This window comes from Reinekea sp., assembly GCF_982785585.1.
Genome location: NZ_CEYAVF010000008.1, coordinates 63,139 through 84,908, shown reverse-complemented (window position 1 = coordinate 84,908; position 21,770 = coordinate 63,139). Strand labels below are relative to the sequence as shown.

Genomic DNA, 21,770 nt, shown 5'->3' with positions numbered 1-21,770 from the left:
TGGCTCTGACTGTGGCTCTGACTGTGGCTCTGGCTCTGACTGTGGCTCTGACTGTGGCTCTGACTGTGGCTCTGGCTGTGGCTCTGACTGTGGCTCTGGCTCTGATTGTGGCTGTGGCTCTGGCTCTGACTGTGGCATCGTGCTAACAGGTTCAACCGCCACAATCTCGGGTTCAACCTGCTGGAGCTTTGGGCTGTCGGGCACTTCCGCACCGGCGTCGACCGACTGACTGGTCAAGGCGCTCAGTTCACCAATCGCTGCGGCCGGTGTCTGGCTAAAGGCCACCATGCGCAATAGGGTCATCTCGAACCCGGCGCGTTCACTCGGCGCCAAGGCCAGGTCGGGCTTGGCTTGTATGGCGATTTGATAATAAAGATGCACGTCTTCCGGTTGCGTCGCCGAGGCCAATTGAATAATCGCCGCCTTGTCACCCTTCTGATTGTCGATGGCACTGGGCGCTGCTTGGGCAATGGCAATTCGATGCAAGGTCGACATCAGCTCGGTCATCAAGGTCTGGTAATCGGGCGAGTGTTGATCAATTTGCGCGATCAGCGCCAGCGCCGTATCGATATCCTTTTCGAAGATAGCCCGGACCAACTTAAGCACTCGCCGCAGGTCGACACTACCAAGCATGGCCGCCACTTCCTGTTCGATCAGCGCACCCTGACCAAAGGCGATGGCCTGATCGGTCAGGCTTAGGGCGTCACGCATACTGCCGCGCGCCGCTTCGGCAACCGACCACAGGGAGGGCTCATCATAGGGCACCTGCTCGGCCGCCAAGATGGTGTGCAAATGTTGCACTATGTGCTCGCGGCTCATGTTTTTGAGATTAAACTGCAGGCAGCGCGATAAGACCGTCATCGGCAACTTCTGCGGATCGGTGGTCGCTAAGAGGAATTTGACGTGCGCGGGCGGCTCTTCTAGGGTCTTGAGCAGGGCGTTAAAGCTGCTGGTCGAGAGCATGTGCACCTCATCGATCAGATACACCTTAAAGCGTCCGCGCGACGGCGCATATTGGACGTTTTCGAGTAATTCTCGGGTGTCTTCAACCTTGGTTCGGCTGGCCGCATCGACCTCAATCAGATCAATAAATCGACCGTTGGCGATATCGGTACAGGCTGAACAGACGCCACAAGGGTTCGAGCTGACCCCGACTTCACAATTTAGACACTTGGCCAGCAAGCGGGCAATGGAGGTTTTGCCCACGCCCCGGGTGCCGGTAAACAGATAGGCATGATGCAGCCGTTGCTGGTCTAACGCATTAATCAGAGCCCGTAAAACATGGGCCTGACCAACCATTTCCGAAAAGCTCGATGGGCGCCATTTCCTGGCGAGAACCTGATATGACATAGGGTTTCGTTCGTTCACCGATAAAAGGCCACTATCGTAACTTTGATTGCCCACTGCTGCCAGTGCTGATATGCCGCTGACGAAAAATAGCCACGTAAAACAGCCAGTTAGATCGGCTAATGACGCTAAGGTGGCAAGCATTGGATTTGGAACGGGATTAGGGGTATTGCAGATAGGGCTCAGACGAATCGACAGTTTGGGCGGCAGTCCCACCAGCCACACCCCGGCACACGAATCAGACGCTACCGTTGCTCCCTTCCGGGCCTGGCGGAGTTAACGTCCTCTCGTTGCGAGGGGACCGGCAGGACCACCACAACTGTCCGGCGGATTATCCACAATCGGGGCCCAATGGCAACAGCCAATCAAAGACTTGGCGCAAATCAGACGAAATAGATTGGCATTAGTGATGAAAAGTATCATCCGAGACGCTACTCAGTTCGTAAGGTAGCGCTAATACCGTTCGCAACGGCCGACCCTTTATGGCGCTTCGGCGACGGACATAGGCGCTGCGTAGCTCGACCGTTCACTATCGGGCCAAGTCGATTGCCGATCTGGCACCCCGGTCGATTTTGCGTCATTATGGTCTGTTACAGCGCAGAGCTGAGACCAAGGCCACTGAGCCAAACTAAAAAAAATACTTTTAAGGCGTCCAATGGCCAATCAACTTGTCTGGTTTCGAAACGATTTGCGTACCTGCGACCATGCCCCCCTGAGCGAGGCCCTGGTTGCGGCTCACCAACAAAACAGCACAATAACTGCGGCCTTTATTTGGAGTCCGGAACAGCTTCAGCAACAGGGCGCTGGCAGCCCAAAGTTGGCCGCCTATCAGCAGGCCCTGGATGCCCTCAACGATGACTTGGCCGCTTTGGGTGTTGAGCTGCAGATCATCACGGCACCGAGCTGGCAGCAGGGGGTTACCGATCTTATCGAGTTGTGTGTTCGTCTCGATGTCGACAATATCTATTGCCACTATGAGCCGGGCTGGGATGAACGCCTGAGAGATGGCCAGTTTCACGACCAGGCACCGGAACAGATGCACCTGCATCGCGCCAATGATCTGTATTCAGCGCCGCCGCGCCAGCTGCTCACCCTGCAGGGCAACTTCTATAAGGTCTTTACCCCCTATAAGAGAAACCTGTTAGCCCAAATCATCGATACCTTGGTCGCCCCGCGTCCGGCGCCCGATAACGGTTTGCCGGCCCAGGCGGCCAAACCGCTGGCACTGGGGGAACGCTTTGTCTGGGATAATCCAATGCAATTGCCGGTCCTAGAACAACAGGCGCATGAACGCCTCGAAGATTTTATGGACCAGATGAACGACTACTCCAGCCTACGCGATATTCCAGCCCGCGCCGGCACCTCGCTCTTATCGACTAGCCTGGCGCTCGGCACCCTAAGTAGCCGACAGGTGCTCTGGACCATTGCCCAGCGCCAAGCCTTAACCAGCTCAAATGCCTTTTTATCCGAGATTCTATGGCGTGAGTTTTACAAGTACTTGCTGGCTTGGCGGCCTGAGCTTTGCCTCGGCAAGGCCTTTAATCCAAAGTGGGACCAATTCCCATGGCAGACCGACCCGAGCTTGTTGCAACGCTGGCAAGCAGGCCAAACAGGGGTTCCCCTGGTCGATGCCGCTGCCCGTCAACTCAACCAGACCGGCTGGATGCACAACCGCTTGCGCATGGTCTCGGCCATGTATTTGGTAAAAATCCTGCAAGTGGACTGGCGTCATGGCGAAGCCTGGTTTGCCCGTCAGCTGGCCGACTTTGACTTCGCGGCCAACAATGGTGGCTGGCAATGGGTGGCCTCGACCGGCGTTGACGCAACGCCCTATTTCCGCATCTTCAATCCGCATGAACAATCCCGTCGCTTTGATCCGGACGGTGATTTTATTCGTAAATACGTCCCTGAATTGGCTCCCTTGGCAAACAAAGCCATCCACCAACCAACCCCTGAACTCGCGCTCGCTTTGGGCTACCCCTTGCCTGTGGTCGACTATAAAACATCGCGCGCGGACACCCTGGTTAAATTTAAGAAGTTAGGACAAGACTATGACCAACATCATTGAACGCATCCAAGAGACCTATGCGGCGCTCAATAAAGACACAGTAGAGAGCGACCTGTTAGCGAATCTCTATGCCGATAACGTCGTTTTTATCGACCCGCTTCATCGGATAGAAACGTTGCCGAATCTACAAGTCTACTTTAAGAACATGTACCAGAATGTCAGCCACATCAATTTCAACTTCACCCATACGCTCGGGGATGACCAAAGCGCCTTTCTGGCCTGGGACATGACCTTTGTGCACCCGAAGCTCAATGGCGGCAACGCGATTGTGGTCCCGGGTACGTCAAGAGTTCAGTTTGCAAACGGCAAGATCACCCATCATCAGGATTACTTCGACAGCACCGCGATGCTATTCGGCCATATCCCGCTGTTAAAGCAAATAATCAACCTGATAAAAAATCGCCTGAACTAGGAATCCGTAGCATGAGTCGACCCAAGATAGCCATTATTGGCAGTGGCATAGCAGGCCTCACCGCAGCCAGTAAATTGCATCCGGATTTTGATATCCAACTCTATGAATACAACGACTACCTAGGCGGCCATACCAACACCCATGACGTCACCGTCGAAGGTGTCGTCTACCCTGTTAACACCGGCTTTATTGTCTATAACGATTGGGTCTACAGCAACTTTAATGCCCTGATGGCGCCCTTGGCCGTTGAGCGGCAAGCCGCCGAGATGAGTTTTTCGATCAGTGACGAGGTCACCGGCCTGGAATACAACGGCCGTAATTTGGATACCCTGTTCGCCCAACGACGCAATCTTTGGTCGCCCAAGTTTTATCGCATGGTCGCCGATATCATCCGCTTCAATCGACTGAGCACCGAAGACTTGGCAGCCGATCGCTTGACTGCGGACATCACCATGGGGCAGTACCTGAATCGACACAAACTTGGCGCGGCATTCACGGCGCAATATATCATCCCTATGGGCGCAGCGATCTGGTCAACCGATGAGGCCACGATCCTGGATCTGCCCGCTCTGTTTTTTATTCGCTTCTTTAACAATCATGGCCTGCTCTCGGTCACCAATAGACCCCAATGGTATGTCTTGAAGGGCGGATCGCGCAGTTATGTTGCGCCATTGACCGAACCCTTCGCCGAACGCGTACACCTCAACAGCCGCATCGATAGAGTCGAGCGTCGTAGTGATGGGGTAACCTTGCACTTTGCCGATGGCGCCGAGCACAACTTTGACCAGGTTGTGTTCGCCTGCCACAGCGATCAGGCTTTGGCCTTATTGGCAGAGCCAACTGACGCTGAATTGTCGGTTCTCGGCGCCATGAAATATGCCGATAACGACGTCGTATTGCACACCGATGAGGCGCTACTGCCAAAACAGAAAAAAGTTTGGGCCGCCTGGAACTACCATCTAGGTGCGGACAAAAGTAAACCCGCCAGCCTGACCTATAACATGAATATCTTGCAAAGCTTCGATAGCGCTCCGGTGACCTTTTGCGTCACCCTCAACCGCACCGAACTGATCGACCCGGACAAAATAATAGCCCGCTTCAACTATGCCCACCCGGTATTCAGTCGCGCGTCGCTCGCAGCCCAGGCCCGCTATGCCGACATCGGCAACACCAATCGGAGCCATTTTTGCGGCGCCTATTGGTTTAATGGCTTTCACGAAGATGGCGTCAATTCAGCGCTCCGCGTGGTCGATGATTTGCACAATCGGCCGCATACCGCAGCCAAACATCGGCATGAATCAGAGCGGGTCGCCGAGCATGAATAGGCACCTCAGATGAGCGCTAGCATAGTCGACTTGGCCGCCGATCGACTTGGCGGCAATAGCCGACTGATGATCGGCTGGGTGCGCCATCGTCGCTTTGCGCCCAAAGCCCATAGTCTAAAATACCCGATGTTTATGCTCTATCTGGATCTCGATGAGCTGCCCCAGGTTATGGCATGCTCGCGCCTGATGTCGATGGAGCGTTTTAACTGGCTAAATTTTCGCCGCAGTGACTTTTTTGGCGATCCTCAGCGATCCTTGAAATCGGCGGTGGTAGGGAAAATTGCTGAGCAATCAGCGATTTTGGAAAGTAACATTGCCCGGGTCTGTATGCTCACCAATCTGCGCACCTTAGGTTTTTTAAGCAATCCGGTTACCTTCTACTACGCCTTCGACGCGGCCGATCAATTGTTGGCCATCATGCCTGAAATCACCAACACCCCATGGGGCGAGCGGTTTCAATACGTCTTGTCGGCAACCCCAGATGATAGGGCGATTAGCCCGGTATCTTATTCGGCCAAGGCCTGTCGATTCAAGCTGATCAAAGACTTTCACATCTCGCCGTTTCACCCAATGAATCTTAATTACGACTGGCGCTTTGCCCAGCCGGGTCGGCGCAAAAACACTATTCACTTGGAAAGCTGGCAAGGCGGCGATAAAATATTCGACGCTAGCCTAAGTCTGGCACCGACGCCAATCAGTGCCGCGGCAATCCGCCATACGCTCATCCGTTTTCCCGCGATGGCCGTAAAGATTAGCACTGGCATCTATTGGCATGCCCTGAAATTATGGCTTAAAGGCGTCCCATTTTACCCTCACCCTAAGAACGCTAAAAAGGAAAAATCTTCATGACTACGGCGACCACAGCAGCGAACACAGCCCCAACCTTCGCCTGGCGGGCCGCATCACGCCTGTTAAAACACCTAACCCAAGGGTCGTTGACACTGAACTATGAGCAACACAATAAGGTCTTTGGCAGCCTAGCCGGTCCCGGCCCCCATGCCGAAGTAACGGTATTGGACGCCAAGGTTTTTCGCGATTTGGTGACCGGTGGCTCCATGGCCGCGGCCGAAACCTATATGGAAGGATTGTGGGAATCACCTGATTTGACCTCGGTGATCCGGCTGTTCTCAGCCAACATTGATAGCGACCCAGAACGGGTCACGTGGATGTCGCGTCCATCCCAATGGTTTCTCAATATGGCCCATTGGTTGAACCGCAATACCATTCGCGGGTCGCACAAAAATATTCAAGCCCATTACGATCTGGGTAATGATCTGTTTACCAGTTTCCTCGACCCGAGCATGATGTACTCGGCGGCTATCTTTCCGCACGCCGATGCCAGCTTAGAAGAAGCCCAGCAATTTCGGCTCGAGCGCATCTGTCAAAAGCTCAATCTCGGTCCGGACAATCATCTGCTTGAAATCGGCACCGGTTGGGGCGCACTGGCGATTTACGCGGCCAAAAACTTCGGCTGCCGGGTGACCACGACAACCATTTCTGCCGAGCAGTTTGCCTACACAGAGGCCAAAATCGCCGAGGCGGGTTTGACCGATCGGATCACCCTGCTGTGCTCCGACTATCGCCTACTCACCGGTCAGTATGATCGTCTGGTGTCGATTGAAATGATCGAGGCCGTGGGTCATAAATACCTCTCCGGTTACTTCAATAAAATCAGCACGCTGCTCAGCCATGATGGCCTGGCCTTGATACAGAGCATCACCATGAACGACCAGCGCTATAAGTCTTACAAGAACAGTGTCGATTTTATTCGCAAATATATCTTCCCCGGCGGGCACTTGCCGAGCATCTCCTTGATTAACCGCCATATTGCCGAACAAACCGATATGACGCTGAGCCACTTTGAGGATATCACCTCCCATTACGCGCGCACGCTGAACGAATGGCAGGTGCGTTTTGTCGAGAACTTCGACCAATTACCGGCCGACAAATACGATGCCCAATTCTTTAGAATGTGGCGCTATTATCTGTCCTATTGTGAGGGTGCCTTCTTAGAACGCGCCATTGGTACGTCGCAAATTGTCTTCAGTAAGAGTAAGGCGACGGTAGACTGGGAATTCTGATGACCAAGTTGATTAACTTCGCCCTGTTTCAGGCCGGGTGGTTTTTAGCAGTGATACTGCAAACTCCTTGGGCCCTGTTGTGGGCCGCCCTCTTTATAGCGGTACACATCCGTTTCTATAGTCAAGTCTATCGCTGGCAACCGTTGCTGATTATATCCGCACTCGGTTTGGTGATCGACGTAGTTTGGCAGTGGTCAAGCCTGATTCATTTCGATGGCCCCGGCCTGTACATGCCCTATTGGCTGATGGCCCTCTGGCTGATCTTCCCGCTGACCCTGCAACACAGCCTCAGCTGGCTCACCGGCAAACCCCTCTTGCAGGCGTTTTTTGGTGTGGTCGGTGGCGGCGGTAGCTATTGGGCCGGTACCCGGCTTGGCGCAGCGACCACCGACACCTTAGGCATCAGCCTAGTAGCCCTGCTCTGGGGCCTGTGGTTGCCACTGTTCTATTGGCTACTGGCTCGACTGCAACAGCGCAGCGAATCCGCAACGCCGCCGACCAGGGCTCAAGCGCCAGAGCGTTAAACGGTGGCCCGGCAACGGGCCCTGAATCGACCTTGTAGAGGTCCGCTCATTTACTGATGACTATACCCTCGCCAAACTGGCAATATGTGGAAATCCTTGCTTAACTGCACGGACCCCAGCGGTCACAGCGAGCTCCAAATCCATCTGATGAACCCTTTTGCGACCACTCATACACTGATCAGACGTCAGATTTCTCTGCGTTTAGCGATCACCTTTTTGGTGACCGCGGTTGGCTTGAGCCTGATCGTGGGCAGCATTGCGTTCATGGTCGAACTGAAAAACCACGCCAGCCTGATCGAACAAGATGTTGAACGCGTTGGCATGGCATCGATCTACCCGGCGAAACAGGCCGTGTTTCGGCTCGACTCGGTGCTCGGCACGGAGATCGTCAAGGGCCTGTTAATTAACCCCTTCGTCACCGCGGTGTGGATTTTTGACGAACAAAACACCTCCGTCGCCTTTGGTCACAAAAGCCAAACCCGGCCCTACCGCGCGCCGTACCTAGTACCCTTTATTGGCGAACCCGTGCGTTACTATTCGGTGCCATTGGGCTTCGATCCATCCGACCCGGTCAAGTTAGGCACGCTGAAATTCGAGTACAACAACCATTGGCGCTATCAGTCATTGATGCGGACTACCTGGAGTCGGCTACTACTGAACTTTATCAGCGTCATCTGCTTAACCCTGATCCTGATCGCTATTGTCAATCGGAGCCTAACTCGACCGCTGAGCCGCCTATCCAGGCAACTCAAACACATCGATATCAATCATAGCCGGGGTCAGCGTCTGGCACCCCGCTACCGCCATCATGACGATGAGTTCGGGACCCTGGTCAAGGCACTCAATTCCTACATAGGCGTCGCCGATGGCTTGATCGGTGAAAACCGCGCGGCCCTGAGTGCGGCCGAGCAATCCTATAGCAGTTTACATGCCCTGGTCGAACACCTACCGCATCTGATCTATGTTAAAACCATCAACGGTACCGTGCTGCTCGCCAACCGAGCGTTTCTGAACACCTTTGAACTGGACGAAAAGACCTTTATTGGCAGTCAGCATGACCAGGTTTTGCGCAATTTTTCCGCCGCGACTGCGCAGCTTATTATCGACGCCGATAACGAGGCCTTCGTCAGTCACAAATCGGTTTTGCTACCAGAGGTCAATTGGGCCTTAAAAAATGGCCAATTTCTCTCATTGGAACTGCGCAAGTTGGCAATCCAATACAAGGGCCAAGACGCTCTACTCACGGTCGGTGTGGACATCACCGAACGCAAGGAACATCAAGCCTATATACAGCATTTGGCCTATCACGATTCGCTCACCAACCTACCCAATCGCCATCTATTTCTCGATCGACTCGACCAGGCCCTCTTGCGGGCGCAACGCTCAGGCAACTTCGGCGCGTTAATTTTTATCGATCTCGATGATTTCAAGGCCATCAATGACAGCAAAGGCCACCTCATCGGCGACACGATACTCAGCACCGTGGCCGAGCGCTTAACAGAGGGCGTGCGCGAACAGGACACCGTTGCCCGCTTAGGAGGCGATGAATTTGTTATCTGCATGACCGATCTGGGCCGCGTTGAGGTGTTGGCCCGGGAAATTGCCGTGGGCCGAACTACGCGCTTAGTCGCCGCCATGGCACGCCCCTTTAAGATTCCAGGGGATTGCCTGCAAGTCAGCGCCAGTCTCGGCCTAGCTTTTTTCTACGATCGCACTCAAACGGCCGAAGAACTCCTGCGCCATGCCGACATGGCGATGTACAAGGCCAAAGAATTGGGTAAAAACCAGTTTATTCTGTTTGAACAAGAAATGGCCGATGCCAACCAACGGGTTCTCGAACTCAAAGAAGACTGCTTGGTGGCCATTACCGAACACCAGTTCTTCCTCCTTTACCAGCCCCAGGTGGACAGCAATGACGGCCGCATTGTGGGGGCTGAGGCCCTATTGCGCTGGGCCCATCCGCGCCGTGGCTTGGTCTCCCCGGTAGAGTTTATCCCGCTCTTGGAGGCGGCCGATCTAATGCATATAGTCGGCCAGTTTGTGCTCCGAGAGGCCATCGCCCAGGCCGCCCATTGGCGGGATGCGGCGTCAATCGACGACCGATTCAAGCTTTCGATCAATGTCAGCCCACAGCAATTTCGCCATGAGAACTTCACCCAACTGGTCCGTGGCATCGTCACAGAACAGGGCATCGATGCAAATATGATCGACCTGGAAATTACCGAGGGTATGATTATCGACGACATCGATCATACGGTTGCGTCGATGAATGCGCTGCGTACTTTTGGCCTGCATTTCTCCATCGATGACTTCGGCACCGGGTACTCCAACTTAAATTATCTCAAACAATTACCGCTGGATACGCTCAAAGTTGATCAATCCTTTGTGCGCAACATCCCCCATGACCCTAACGATACCGCGATCGTGCGCACCATTCTGGCGATGGCCGCGCAGCTTAACTTAAATACAGTGGCGGAAGGGGTGGAAACGCAGGCACAATTAGCCCTACTGCGCGATATGGGTTGCCATGTGTTTCAGGGTTACCTCTATTCGCCCCCTGTCATGCCTGCCGAGTTCGAGCAACTTCTCAACAATCAACCTAAAGGTCCCACCGAAAGCCTATGACATATAGCGTGAAAGAGATGTTTTATACCCTACAGGGCGAAGGCTTTCACACCGGTCGTCCCGCCGTATTCTGCCGCTTTACCGGCTGCAATCTGTGGAGTGGCCGAGAACAGGACCGAGCGCAATCGGTTTGCCAGTTTTGTGACACCGATTTTGTCGGCACCGACGGTCAGAACGGCGGCAAGTTCAAACAACCCGCCGACCTGGCGCAAGCCATTGCCACCCAGTGGCCAAGCGGACGGGGCCATCGCTTCGTGGTGTTCACCGGCGGGGAGCCGGCTCTGCAATTAGACGACCGTTTGATCGCCGAACTGCACCGCTTGGACTTTGTCTGTGCCGTGGAAACCAATGGCACTTTGGCTTTGCCCGACGCCGTGGACTGGGTCTGCATTAGCCCCAAGGGTGTCGCTCAGGTGGCCCTGACCCGTTGCAACGAACTCAAGCTGGTCTATCCGCAGGTCGATGCCCCGCCGGAGCGCTTTACCGAGCTCCAGGCCGACTACCGTTATTTGAGCCCGATAAACGACTACCGCGAGCAGACCATTGTGCCGGCTCGCAATCACGCGACCCAGGCCTGTATCGACTATTGCCTCAGCCATCCTGAGTGGCATCTGACCTTACAAGCCCACAAGATCGTCAATATCGACTGACTAAAATAAGCTCAACATATGACCGAATAACCATACATTCACCAAACAAATAACAGCTATCGATTGCAAAAGGCGTTTTTCACTTAACTTTGCCGCCTGAATTCACTAGACTTTGGCGCCAGAGGCGTCCAGATTGCTGTTCCTGCGGATGACCCGGCCCAGAGCCGGCGCGTCAGCCCCAATCGACTGGAGCCAATCGAATCCCTGGGGTCGGTTCGCTACAACGGCACCGGATGTAACCGGAACCGTGCCGCGTCAATCGGCTCAACCCTATGCCCTACCACGACTCATTTAGATGGAGAACCAACCGTGCTTGAAGCCTACCGTAAACACGAACAAGAACGCGCCGCCATGGGTATTCCAGCGAAGCCCTTGTCTGTCGAGCAAGTCACACAATTGGTTGAACTGCTCAAGAATCCACCGGCTGACGATGCCGCCTTTCTGAAAAGCCTGCTGGTTGAACGAGTGCCGCCTGGCGTCGACGAGGCCGCTTACGTAAAGGCCGGTTTCTTAACCGCCATCGTCAAGGATCAGGCAACGTCACCGCTGATCGATAAAACCGAAGCGATTCGCATCCTGGGCACTATGCAGGGTGGCTACAACATTGAAACCCTAGTGTCCCTGCTCGACCAACCGGATCAGGCGGCCGCGGCCGGTGAGCAACTGAAACATACCCTGTTGATGTTCGACGCCTTTCACGATGTCCAAGAACGCGCTGAGGCGGGCAACAGCATCGCTAAGGCGGTTATGCAGTCTTGGGCCGATGCCGAATGGTATTTGAACAAGCCTGCCGTACCGGAAAAAATCACCCTGACTGTCTTTAAGGTTACCGGCGAAACCAATACCGATGATCTCTCGCCGGCCCAGGATGCTTGGTCACGACCCGACATCCCGTTACATGCCTTGGCCATGTACAAGATGGCACGCGATGGTATTACGCCCGATAAGTCGGGCGAGCTGGGCCCTATCGCGCAGCTGGAAGAACTCAAGAAGCAGGGCCATTTGATTGCCTTGGTGGGCGATGTTGTCGGCACCGGTTCGTCCCGTAAATCAGCGACCAACTCGGTGCTCTGGTATACCGGCCAAGATATCCCCTTCGCACCCAACAAACGCTTTGGCGGTTTCTGCCTGGGTAATAAGATTGCACCGATCTTCTTTAACACCATGGAAGACGCTGGCGCCCTGCCCATCGAGCTCGATGTCGATGATATGCATATGGGTGACGTTATTGACCTCTACCCGCATGCCGGCAAGGTCGAAAAAAATGGCACAGTGATTTCCGAATTCACCTTAAAAACCAATGTCCTGCTCGATGAAGTCCGCGCCGGCGGCCGGATACCATTGATTATCGGGCGCGGTTTGACTGACCGAGCGCGCGAAGCCCTGGGTCTGGCGCCCTCCACCGTATTTAATCGACCGGGTGCGGTAGAGCCCAGCAGCAAAGGCTTCACCTTAGCGCAGAAAATGGTTGGCAAGGCATGTGGCACCATCGGTATCCGTCCAGGTGAGTACTGTGAACCGAAGATGACCACCGTTGGCTCGCAGGATACCACCGGCCCAATGACCCGCGATGAGCTAAAAGATCTGGCCTGTTTGGGCTTCTCGGCCGACCTGGTAATGCAGTCCTTCTGTCATACCGCGGCCTATCCGAAGCCAGTTGATATCGACACCCAACACACCCTGCCCGATTTCATTAAGAACCGTGGCGGTGTGTCCTTGCGTCCGGGCGACGGCATTATTCACAGCTGGTTAAACCGGATGTTGATGCCCGATACGGTCGGCACCGGCGGTGACTCGCACACCCGTTTCCCAATGGGCATCTCCTTCCCAGCAGGCTCGGGTCTGGTCGCCTTTGCCGCGGCCACCGGGGTAATGCCATTGGATATGCCAGAATCGGTCTTGGTGCGCTTTACCGGCACTCGCCAACCGGGCATCACCTTGCGCGACCTGGTGCACGCCATTCCTTACTACGCCATTAAAGATGGGTCGTTAACGGTTGAGAAGAAAGGCAAGAAGAACATCTTCTCCGGCCGGGTGCTGGAAATTGAAGGGCTCGACGACCTGACCATCGAACAGGCCTTTGAGCTGTCCGATGCCTCGGCCGAACGCTCCGCCGCAGGTTGCACCATTACCCTGTCGGAAGAGTCGGTGGGCGAATATCTGCGCTCCAATGTCGTCATGTTGCGTTGGATGATCGCCAATGGCTACGGTAACGAACGCACCATCGAACGACGCGCCAAGGCCATGGAAGAGTGGTTAGCCAATCCGACGCTGATGCGTGCCGACGCCGACGCTGAATACGCTTACACCCTGGAAATCGATCTTAATGATATCAAGGAGCCGATCCTCTGCGCGCCAAACGATCCGGACGATGCCCGCATCCTCTCTGCGGTTCAGGGCAGCAAGATCGATGAGGTCTTTATCGGTTCGTGCATGACCAACATCGGCCACTTTCGAGCGGCCGGTAAGTTGCTCGAAGCCAACGGTGGCACCCTTTCGACCAAGCTGTGGATCGCACCGCCGACCAAGATGGACGAAGCGCAATTGATGCAGGAGGGCTACTACAGCATCTTTGGCAATGCCGGTGCACGTACCGAAATGCCCGGCTGCTCACTGTGCATGGGTAACCAGGCGCGGGTCGCCGCGCGCTCGACGGTCGTGTCGACCTCAACCCGGAACTTCCCGAACCGCTTAGGGGATGGCGCTGATGTGTATCTGGCCTCTGCCGAATTGGCGGCCGTGTCGTCCTTGATGGGCAAACTGCCGACCCCGGCTGAGTACTTGGCCTATGCCGGTCAGATCGATAGCATGGCGGCCGAGGTCTATCGCTATCTGAACTTCGATCAGATGGACGATTATGTTGACGCGGCAAACTCGGTCATTGTCTCCGTCTAGTCCGATTCGGATGCGTAAAAAACCCTGCTGATGCAGGGTTTTTTTTGGGCCGAAAAAAGCACCTCAGGGGATTAACTGGATCGGCGCGCGATAAACAACACATAACGGCCCAGATCGCAGTAAGGCCGCTGTTCGCACAGAGCCAATTCGGCGGCAAACTGGTCGGTTTCGTCGTACCATTCGAGCACAGTTTTTTCGGCCAGATCGGAGAAGGTCCGCACACCGGCCTGGCACAGGATCTGGAATCCGCCCGCGCTCAAAAAATCGCCTACCTCGGTCGGATCAAGCGGGGAAATGGGCGTCAAACCACCCCGATCGCCACCCAAGTCGCCGCTCATGGCGCGCTTCAGCGTGCCGCGCATCAAATGGCGTAGCATCAACAGATGTTTGTTGTAGACCATCAGACCCAAATAACCGCCCGGCTTGACCGATTGCATCAGGGTGGCCAAGGCGTCATAGGGGTCCTCCAGCCATTCCAATAACGCGTGGGCATTCACCAGGTCGTAAACCGGCGGATAGGCCGCCTCGGTGATGGAGCATTCGGCGACGCTAAGGCGACCTTGCGCAATGGACTCGGCAAAATCAGTGGCCACCGTCTGTACCATGGCCGAGGAAATATCAAAATAATCGACGCTCGAACCCCGCGTCAGAAACCAATGACTCATCTGACCCAGGCCGCCGCCGGCATCGAGCACGCGCATCGAGGCCATTTCCGCCTCGGGCAGATATTGCCGATACAGGGCGTCGATAAGGTGCATGCGTAAGCGCCCTTTGCGCGACTGGTAAATCTGCTGTGCAAAACGATCGATCAGACCGTTAAAGTTAACATCACCCATTGTTGACCAAGCCCATTATTGACGTGGCCCATTATTAACGTAAAGCCGGCTCGAAAGTAGCCATTGGTTGCAAATAACCCTGATCGGAGCGTCTCGGGTCAGTCGAGCCCAGGGTGCCTTAGTTCTGTCGGCAAGACGCAGGGCTTTAAATTGACACGCCATCATTTGTAATTTAATTACCAAATTAACCGAAAATTAGGCTTAACCCTGGCAACTGATGCCAAACGGGAGAAAATAGCCCTGATAGAAGATTTTAGCCGAATATAGGGGAAATAAGAGATTTTAAGGGACGTTAGCCTAAGAGTAGGGGTGGAGAAACGGCTTAAATCAGCACTTCAACTGGTAATTTTACCAATATTTTTACCGATAAGGATGAAATATTTACCAATTATGGTAGTGTGCGCGTCAATTATGAACCAATGACCCCTACTCGGGTTTAACCAGCGCAGATACAGGGGCATCCCAATATGCGAAAGACTAAAATTGTTTGCACGATCGGACCGGCGTCAGAGTCAAAAGAAATGCTCACCAAACTGGTACAAGCCGGTATGAATGTGATGCGTTTGAACTTTTCACACGGCGACTATGCAGAGCACGGCGCTCGAATCTCAAACATCCGTGAAGTCGTTCAAGACACGGGCGTCAAGGTTGCAATTTTACTCGATACCAAGGGTCCCGAAATCCGCACCATGAACGTCAGCGGTGGCGACGTGTTACTGGAAGCCGGTCAAACCTTTACCTTGAGCACCGATCAGAGCATCAGCGGTGACAACAGCCGTGTCGCGGTGACTTACCCAGAACTGCCGAACGACCTGGCGATCGGCAACACGGTATTGTTAGACGACGGCCTGATCCAGCTGACCGTTACCGAAATCACCGGTGGCGACGTGATTTGTCGAGTGGAAAACACCGGTGAACTGGGCAATAAAAAGGGTGTTAACCTACCCGGTGTCAGCGTCAAGCTGCCCGCCCTGTCCGAAAAGGACAAGTCTGATATCGTTTGGGGTTGTGGTCAGGACGTCGATTTCATTGCCGCCTCCTTTATCCGCAAGGCCTCTGACGTCGAAGAAATTCGTGCCCTACTGATCGCCAATGGCGGCGCTAATATCAAGATCATCTCCAAAATTGAAAATCAAGAAGGGGTCGATAATTTCGATGCCATCCTCGAAGCCTCCGATGGCATCATGGTCGCGCGTGGCGACCTGGGTGTTGAAATCGCCGTCGAAGAAGTGATTTTTGCCCAGAAGATGATGATCAAAGCCTGCATCTTGGCCCGTAAGCCGGTCATAACCGCGACTCAGATGCTCGACTCGATGATTAAAAACCCACGGCCAACACGCGCCGAAGCAGGCGATGTCGCCAACGCGATCCTCGACGGTACCGATGCGGTCATGTTGTCGGGCGAGTCGGCCAAGGGTAAATATCCTGTCGAAACCGTTGCGATCATGGCGCAGATCTGTGAGCGCACCGATACGGCCATGAGGCAGATTGAGCGCCCATTGCCCGATGAGCAGGGGCTCTTGCGCGTCACCGAATCGATCTGTAAGGCCGCGGTACATACTGCACAGGACTTGGCTATCAAGCTGATAGTCGTTGGCACCGTGCAGGGTAGATCGGTCCAGGCCGTGCGCAAGTACTTCCCGAAAGCCCAGATCCTGGCCCTCACCCGCGATCCGAAGACAGCCCAACAACTCTGCCTCACCAAGGGCGTCACCACCTCGGTCGTCGAGCAGTTTGAAAACAGTGATAATATCTACGCCAAAGCAAAAGAAAAGGCGCTCGAGAAGGGCTTAGCGGTCAGCGGAGACGCCATCTTAGTGGTCGCCGGTGCACTCTTTGACAGCACCAACACCCTGTCGGTTCAATACATCGACTAGGCTTGCCTGGCGAGCTAATGATAAAAAGGAGCCGCTTGGTTCCTTTTTTTTGTGCCGCCTTTTGGCGCGCGTAGATGTGCCCGTCATCGGTGCAATAGGCGCCGAAAGAGCTAAACTCAAACCACTTTCGGCCGATACCCTCTTTGTATCCACACTGAACAGAGACACAACTGATGGCCGCCATCATTCTTGGTAAAAACCTATTAAGTGAAGAGGACCTAATTGAATTTGCGTTTAGCGATTCCAATATTAGCCAACTTAACTTGGTGCAACTGAAACATCAGGCCAATGATGCCAGCATCCACTCCTCGCTCTTGTTGATTCGGATGATGAAAGCAGAGCGCATCTACATTACCTCATCGATTAAGATGAACCAGTCTGGCACCCGTTTTTAGTCTACCCTGCCGGCTCGATCCCGCCTGTAACACTAACGCTACAGGTGCGCCCCAGCACTGTTATATAAGAGTCTAATGTCATTAGAGACAAAAATGCGCTAGCCTAGGGCGGATTTTTTAACTCGAATGAAGTAGGATCATTATGGCGAAGCAAACTCCTCTTTTTGACGCGCATATTGACGCGGGCGCAAAGATGGTCGACTTTGGTGGCTGGGATATGCCGATCAATTACGGCTCCCAATTGGCCGAACACCAACAGGTCCGTGAAGACGCCGGAATGTTCGATGTTTCCCATATGACCATCGTTGATATTCAGGGCGCCGAGGCGACCGAGTATTTGCGCTATCTATTGGCAAACGACGTCGCCAAACTGGCCACGCCCGGTAAAGCCCTCTACTCTGCCATGCTAAACGAGCAGGCGGGTGTGCTCGACGATCTGATCGTTTATAAGATGGTCGACGGCTATCGCACCGTGGTCAATTGCGCCACCCGGGAAAAAGACCTGGCCTGGATGCAACAACAATGTGCAGGTTTTGCCGTCGAGATCATTGAGCGCGACGATCTGTCCATGCTAGCCGTCCAAGGTCCCCAAGCCATAGAAAAGGCCACCGTGGCCTTGGGTAAGATACACGGCCCGGTCGCCAACCAATTAAACCCCTTTCAAGGTTTGGCCAGTGAAGACTGGTTTATCGCTCGCACCGGCTACACCGGCGAAGATGGCCTCGAAATTATCTTGCCGGCCACCGCCGTGGTGGCCTTTTGGGCGCGCCTGCTAGATGCCGAGATCAAACCCTGCGGTTTGGGCGCACGCGATACCTTACGTCTAGAGGCCGGGATGAATCTCTACGGCAACGATATGACTGAACTGACCCACCCGCTGGAGTCGGCCATGGCTTGGACCATCGCCTGGACCCCGGAAGATCGAGAGTTCATCGGTCGGGCCGCCTTGACTGAGATCAAGGCAGAACAGGCCTATGGCAAGTTGGTCGGCCTGGTGCTGGAACAGCGGGGCGTGATGCGCACGCACCAAAAGGTCCATCTAAGCGAAGACGGACCGGCCATCGGCGAGCTGACCAGTGGGACCTTTTCGCCCACGCTGCAGCAGTCTATTGCCATGGCACGGGTCACCGGGACGATAAAGGATTCCTGTTTTATCGAAATACGCGGTAAAATGCTGCCCGTCAAAATAGTTAAGTTACCATTCGTTCGAAATGGTAAGAAACAGTTCGATTAATACCCAATATGTCAGTTGAAGGAACTTAAGATGAGCAATATTCCGGCCGATTTAAAATATGCTAACTCCCATGAATGGGTACGCTTAGACAGTAACAACATAGTGACCATCGGCATTAGCGACTATGCCCAGGAAAAATTAGGTGATGTCGTCTTTGTTGAGCTGCCAGATGATGGCGCTGAAATATTGGCCGGTGACTCGGTCGCGGTGGTCGAATCGGTTAAGGCCGCGTCGGATATCTATACACCCGTTACCGGCACCGTCGTTGAGGTCAACAGTGCACTTGAAGATGCACCGGAACAGATCAACACCGACAGCTATGAAGACGGTTGGTTGTTCAAGGTCAAGATATCCGACCCAGAGGAACTACTCGATCTGATGGATGCTGATTCTTACGCCGATCAATGCGCTGAAGAATAGTCTCAGCGACCATCAAGGCCAACCGCCGCAGCATTAGCCGGTTGGCTTTTTATACCACGTTGGTGTTTTCTGTGCGGCTTTTGCTTACCGGCCCCTAGAGCCCGTGGCGCAACAGAGCTCATCCAATTGCGGCACTGGCCTCGTATTATTAGCCAATCCTAATCACGGCCCGCCGACCCTAACCTATAGAGACTGACATGACTTCACTGAACGACCTTGAATTTCGTGACGCGTTTATCAAACGACACATTGGCCCAGACGCCAAACAACAGGCCGCTATGTTAGCCGCGGTTAATGCCAGCAGTCTCGATGACCTCACCCAGAAGATCGTGCCCGAATCCATTCTCTTGGCACATCCGCTCACTCTGGAAAACGCCACGCCCGAACCGGAAGCCCTTGCCTACTTGCGCGCCATCGCCGAGCAGAACAAGGCGTTCAAAAGCTACATCGGTATGGGCTATCACGATACCTTTGTGCCGTCAGTGATTTTACGCAATGTCTTTGAAAACCCGGGTTGGTACACCGCCTATACGCCTTATCAGCCTGAGATTGCTCAGGGCCGGCTTGAGGCCTTGATCAACTACCAGCAAATGATTATCGATTTGACCGGCATGGATTTGGCCAACGCGTCCCTGCTCGATGAGGCGACGGCTGCGGCCGAAGCCATGGCCATGGCCAAACGTTCGGTACGCAAAAACAAATCAACGGGCTTTTTTGTCGACCATAATGTCCATCCGCAAACACTCGATGTCTTGCGCACCCGAGCCGAATATTATGGCTTTGAAATCATCAGCGGCGACCTCACCACCTTGCATGAGCACGACGTCTTTGGCGCGTTGATTCAGTACCCGGGTACCGACGGTCGGATCGATGATCCGGAACCCTATATCCAACATTTGCACAGCCAAGATGCCTTGGCCATCGTCGCCAGTGACCTGATGGCGTTATGCGTGTTGAAGTCACCCGGTGAGATGGGCGCCGATGTTGTCTTGGGCAACAGCCAACGCTTTGGCGTCCCGATGGGCTTTGGCGGCCCTCATGCCGCCTTCTTTGCGACCCGCGAATGCTACAAACGCGCTATCCCCGGGCGCATCATCGGGGTGTCCAAAGACAGCGCCGGCAACCAGGCTTACCGCATGGCACTGCAGACGCGCGAACAGCATATCCGCCGGGAAAAGGCGACCTCAAACATCTGCACCGCGCAGGTTCTGTTGGCCAATATGGCCGGTTTTTACGCCGTCTATCACGGTCCCGACGGGCTTAAGCGCATCGCCCAACGCATTCATCGGCTCACCGGCATACTGGCCGAGGGTCTTGAGGCCAAGGGCATTCGCGTGGTCAACTCGCATTTCTTTGACACCCTGACCATCGATCCGTTGCACAACGTTGACCTGATCTTGGAGCGGGCCGGCGCACACAGCGTCAACTTCAGGCGTTACCAGAATGATAATTTGGGCATCTCAATCAATGAGACCACGACCCGCGAAGACATTGAAGAACTGTTCGATGTGCTCTTGGGTGAGCACGACCTCAATGCCTCGGTTATGGACGCCGATTTAACGCACCAGAACACTACCTTTATTCCCGAAAACCTCGAGCGTACCCAGCCTTATCTGACCCATCCGGTGTTTAACAGCTACCACAGCGAAACGGACATGTTGCGCTACCTGAAAAAGCTGGAGAACCGCGATTTAGCACTGGATCACAGCATGATTGCCTTGGGTTCGTGCACCATGAAGCTCAACGCTGCCACCCAGATGATCCCAGTGTCTTGGGAGAAATTCGGGCGCATGCACCCCTTTGCGCCCGATAACCAAACCAAAGGCTATCGGACCTTGGTGGATGAACTGCAAACCATGCTCAAGGCCATCACCGGCTTTGCCGCCGTCAGCCTGCAGCCCAACTCTGGCGCTCAGGGTGAGTACGCCGGTTTGCTGGCCATACGCAAGTACCAGGAAGCCATGGGCGAAGGCGATCGCGATATTTGCCTGATCCCCCAATCGGCCCACGGTACCAACCCGGCCTCGGCGCAGATGATGGGCTTACAGGTGCTGGTGGTTAAGACCGACGTTTACGGTAATGTCGATCAGCAGGACCTGCAAGCCAAGGTCGACCAGGCCGGCGATCGACTGAGCTGTCTGATGATTACCTACCCGTCCACACACGGCGTGTTCGAACAGGGCATTAAGGAAATCTGTGAGCTGATCCACCAACGCGGTGGCCAGGTCTATATGGACGGTGCCAATCTAAACGCCCAGGTCGGCGTGACCCGGCCGGCTGATATCGGCGCCGACGTGTCCCATATGAACCTGCACAAGACCTTTGCCATCCCACATGGCGGCGGCGGTCCCGGCATGGGCCCGATCGGCGTTGGCGCACACCTAGCACCTTTTTTGCCCAATCACACGGTCGCCCCGATCCCGGGTGGCAACCCGCTGATGGGTGCCGTCTCGGCGACGCCCTATGGCAGCGCCTCGATCTTAACCATATCGTGGATGTATATTCGTCTGCTCGGTGCCAACGGCTTGCGCGAATCGACTCAGGTGGCCTTGCTCAACGCCAACTACCTGGTCACCCGCCTGAAGGATTACTACCCGATCCTGTACTCAGCCGAAAACGGCCTGGTGGCGCACGAATGCATTCTCGATTTGCGGCCGATGAAAGCGGAATCCGGCATTAGCGAAGTGGATATGGCCAAACGCCTGATGGACTATGGCTTCCATGCCCCAACCATGTCCTTTCCGGTACCCGGCACCTTTATGGTGGAACCGACTGAATCGGAGTCGAAGGTTGAATTGGATCGCTTCGCCGACGCCATGATCGCCATCTATCATGAGGTTCAGCAGGTCATCACCGGTCACTTCCCGGCCGACAACAATCCGCTGGTCAACGCACCCCACACCCAAAAAGACCTTATTGGCGATTGGCAGCGGCCTTACTCGCGCGAGCAGGCCGCCTTCCCCCTGGCGTGGATTGCAGACAACAAGTTCTGGCCCTCGGTCAATCGTATCGACGACGTTTGGGGCGATCGTAACCTGTTTTGTGCCTGCCCACCCACTGATAGCTACTCGGAGACCTGAT

Annotated in this window: 16 protein-coding genes and 1 other RNA gene; 14 read left to right on the top strand and 3 right to left on the bottom strand. The window is 54.6% G+C overall.

Annotated elements, in window-relative coordinates; all coding sequences use genetic code 11:
* Both dnaX and ffs read right to left on the bottom strand, forming a co-directional pair.
* Positions 1 to 1,350, bottom strand: a 1,350-nt coding sequence (gene dnaX, locus AC4FIC_RS05450) for a DNA polymerase III subunit gamma/tau (RefSeq protein WP_476194870.1), incomplete at its 3' end; no start/stop codon positions are given.
* Positions 1,351 to 1,557: 207 nt separating this feature from the next.
* Positions 1,558 to 1,654, bottom strand: an RNA gene (gene ffs / locus AC4FIC_RS05445) — signal recognition particle sRNA small type.
* A gap of 348 nt (positions 1,655 to 2,002) precedes the next feature.
* On the opposite strand from ffs, the gene AC4FIC_RS05440 reads away from it, so the two are divergent.
* The 9 genes from AC4FIC_RS05440 (at position 2,003) to acnB (ending at position 13,927) form a co-directional block, all read left to right on the top strand.
* Positions 2,003 to 3,415: a cryptochrome/photolyase family protein gene (locus AC4FIC_RS05440; RefSeq protein WP_100257500.1), complete on the top strand. Its 1,413-nt coding sequence runs from the start codon at positions 2,003 to 2,005 to the stop codon at positions 3,413 to 3,415.
* Positions 3,399 to 3,827: a nuclear transport factor 2 family protein gene (locus AC4FIC_RS05435; RefSeq protein ID WP_100257501.1), complete on the top strand. Its 429-nt coding sequence runs from the start codon at positions 3,399 to 3,401 to the stop codon at positions 3,825 to 3,827. The genes AC4FIC_RS05440 and AC4FIC_RS05435 overlap by 17 nt, the downstream gene beginning before the upstream one ends.
* An 11-nt stretch (positions 3,828 to 3,838) precedes the next feature.
* Positions 3,839 to 5,152: an NAD(P)/FAD-dependent oxidoreductase gene (locus tag AC4FIC_RS05430; RefSeq protein WP_100257502.1), complete on the top strand. Its 1,314-nt coding sequence runs from the start codon at positions 3,839 to 3,841 to the stop codon at positions 5,150 to 5,152.
* A 9-nt stretch (positions 5,153 to 5,161) separates the two neighbouring features.
* On the top strand, positions 5,162 to 6,001 hold the full coding sequence (locus AC4FIC_RS05425; RefSeq protein ID WP_100257503.1) for a DUF1365 domain-containing protein: 840 nt from the start codon (positions 5,162 to 5,164) through the stop codon (positions 5,999 to 6,001).
* Positions 5,998 to 7,233 (top strand): SAM-dependent methyltransferase, encoded by a 1,236-nt coding sequence (locus AC4FIC_RS05420; RefSeq protein ID WP_100257504.1) that lies wholly within the window; start codon positions 5,998 to 6,000, stop codon positions 7,231 to 7,233. The genes AC4FIC_RS05425 and AC4FIC_RS05420 overlap by 4 nt, the downstream gene beginning before the upstream one ends.
* Positions 7,233 to 7,757 carry a DUF2878 domain-containing protein gene (locus tag AC4FIC_RS05415; RefSeq protein ID WP_273286433.1) on the top strand — a complete coding sequence of 175 codons (525 nt, stop codon included), beginning with the start codon at positions 7,233 to 7,235 and terminating at the stop codon, positions 7,755 to 7,757. Before AC4FIC_RS05420 ends, AC4FIC_RS05415 begins: the two co-directional genes overlap by 1 nt.
* 147 nt (positions 7,758 to 7,904) lie before the next feature.
* Positions 7,905 to 10,382: a putative bifunctional diguanylate cyclase/phosphodiesterase gene (locus AC4FIC_RS05410; protein ID WP_158524357.1), complete on the top strand. Its 2,478-nt coding sequence runs from the start codon at positions 7,905 to 7,907 to the stop codon at positions 10,380 to 10,382.
* A complete protein-coding gene (gene queE, locus AC4FIC_RS05405; protein WP_100257507.1) occupies positions 10,379 to 11,032 on the top strand; it encodes a 7-carboxy-7-deazaguanine synthase in 654 nt (217 codons plus the stop codon). The genes AC4FIC_RS05410 and queE overlap by 4 nt, the downstream gene beginning before the upstream one ends.
* Positions 11,033 to 11,341: 309 nt before the next feature.
* Positions 11,342 to 13,927 (top strand): bifunctional aconitate hydratase 2/2-methylisocitrate dehydratase, encoded by a 2,586-nt coding sequence (acnB, locus tag AC4FIC_RS05400; protein WP_100257508.1) that lies wholly within the window; start codon positions 11,342 to 11,344, stop codon positions 13,925 to 13,927.
* 71 nt (positions 13,928 to 13,998) lie between these two features.
* Here acnB and AC4FIC_RS05395 read toward each other — a convergent pair whose 3' ends face one another.
* Complete coding sequence (locus AC4FIC_RS05395; RefSeq protein ID WP_100257509.1) at positions 13,999 to 14,763, bottom strand: methyltransferase domain-containing protein; 765 nt, start codon at positions 14,761 to 14,763, stop codon at positions 13,999 to 14,001.
* A gap of 467 nt (positions 14,764 to 15,230) precedes the next feature.
* On the opposite strand from AC4FIC_RS05395, the gene pykF reads away from it, so the two are divergent.
* The 5 genes from pykF (at position 15,231) to gcvP (ending at position 21,769) form a co-directional block, all read left to right on the top strand.
* The gene (gene pykF / locus AC4FIC_RS05390) at positions 15,231 to 16,640 is read left to right on the top strand and encodes a pyruvate kinase PykF (protein WP_100257510.1); all 1,410 of its coding nucleotides are present in this window, start codon (positions 15,231 to 15,233) and stop codon (positions 16,638 to 16,640) included.
* 173 nt (positions 16,641 to 16,813) lie between these two features.
* Positions 16,814 to 17,035 (top strand): hypothetical protein, encoded by a 222-nt coding sequence (locus tag AC4FIC_RS05385; protein ID WP_100257511.1) that lies wholly within the window; start codon positions 16,814 to 16,816, stop codon positions 17,033 to 17,035.
* A 142-nt stretch (positions 17,036 to 17,177) separates the two neighbouring features.
* Complete coding sequence (gcvT, locus tag AC4FIC_RS05380) at positions 17,178 to 18,269, top strand: glycine cleavage system aminomethyltransferase GcvT (protein WP_273286440.1); 1,092 nt, start codon at positions 17,178 to 17,180, stop codon at positions 18,267 to 18,269.
* 30 nt (positions 18,270 to 18,299) lie between these two features.
* Positions 18,300 to 18,689 carry a glycine cleavage system protein GcvH gene (gene gcvH / locus AC4FIC_RS05375; RefSeq protein ID WP_100257513.1) on the top strand — a complete coding sequence of 130 codons (390 nt, stop codon included), beginning with the start codon at positions 18,300 to 18,302 and terminating at the stop codon, positions 18,687 to 18,689.
* Positions 18,690 to 18,886: 197 nt separating this feature from the next.
* On the top strand, positions 18,887 to 21,769 hold the full coding sequence (gene gcvP / locus AC4FIC_RS05370; protein WP_100257514.1) for an aminomethyl-transferring glycine dehydrogenase: 2,883 nt from the start codon (positions 18,887 to 18,889) through the stop codon (positions 21,767 to 21,769).
* Position 21,770 lies beyond the last annotated feature (1 nt).

Coding starts and splice junctions, on each gene's coding strand:
- AC4FIC_RS05440 (WP_100257500.1), top strand. CDS start 2,003: ATGGCCAATCAACTTGTCTGGTTTCGAAACGATTTGCGTACCTGCGAC.
- AC4FIC_RS05435 (WP_100257501.1), top strand. CDS start 3,399: ATGACCAACATCATTGAACGCATCCAAGAGACCTATGCGGCGCTCAAT.
- AC4FIC_RS05430 (WP_100257502.1), top strand. CDS start 3,839: ATGAGTCGACCCAAGATAGCCATTATTGGCAGTGGCATAGCAGGCCTC.
- AC4FIC_RS05425 (WP_100257503.1), top strand. CDS start 5,162: ATGAGCGCTAGCATAGTCGACTTGGCCGCCGATCGACTTGGCGGCAAT.
- AC4FIC_RS05420 (WP_100257504.1), top strand. CDS start 5,998: ATGACTACGGCGACCACAGCAGCGAACACAGCCCCAACCTTCGCCTGG.
- AC4FIC_RS05415 (WP_273286433.1), top strand. CDS start 7,233: ATGACCAAGTTGATTAACTTCGCCCTGTTTCAGGCCGGGTGGTTTTTA.
- AC4FIC_RS05410 (WP_158524357.1), top strand. CDS start 7,905: ATGAACCCTTTTGCGACCACTCATACACTGATCAGACGTCAGATTTCT.
- queE (WP_100257507.1), top strand. CDS start 10,379: ATGACATATAGCGTGAAAGAGATGTTTTATACCCTACAGGGCGAAGGC.
- AC4FIC_RS05395 (WP_100257509.1), bottom strand. CDS start 14,763: ATGGGTGATGTTAACTTTAACGGTCTGATCGATCGTTTTGCACAGCAG.
- pykF (WP_100257510.1), top strand. CDS start 15,231: ATGCGAAAGACTAAAATTGTTTGCACGATCGGACCGGCGTCAGAGTCA.
- AC4FIC_RS05385 (WP_100257511.1), top strand. CDS start 16,814: ATGGCCGCCATCATTCTTGGTAAAAACCTATTAAGTGAAGAGGACCTA.
- gcvT (WP_273286440.1), top strand. CDS start 17,178: ATGGCGAAGCAAACTCCTCTTTTTGACGCGCATATTGACGCGGGCGCA.
- gcvH (WP_100257513.1), top strand. CDS start 18,300: ATGAGCAATATTCCGGCCGATTTAAAATATGCTAACTCCCATGAATGG.
- gcvP (WP_100257514.1), top strand. CDS start 18,887: ATGACTTCACTGAACGACCTTGAATTTCGTGACGCGTTTATCAAACGA.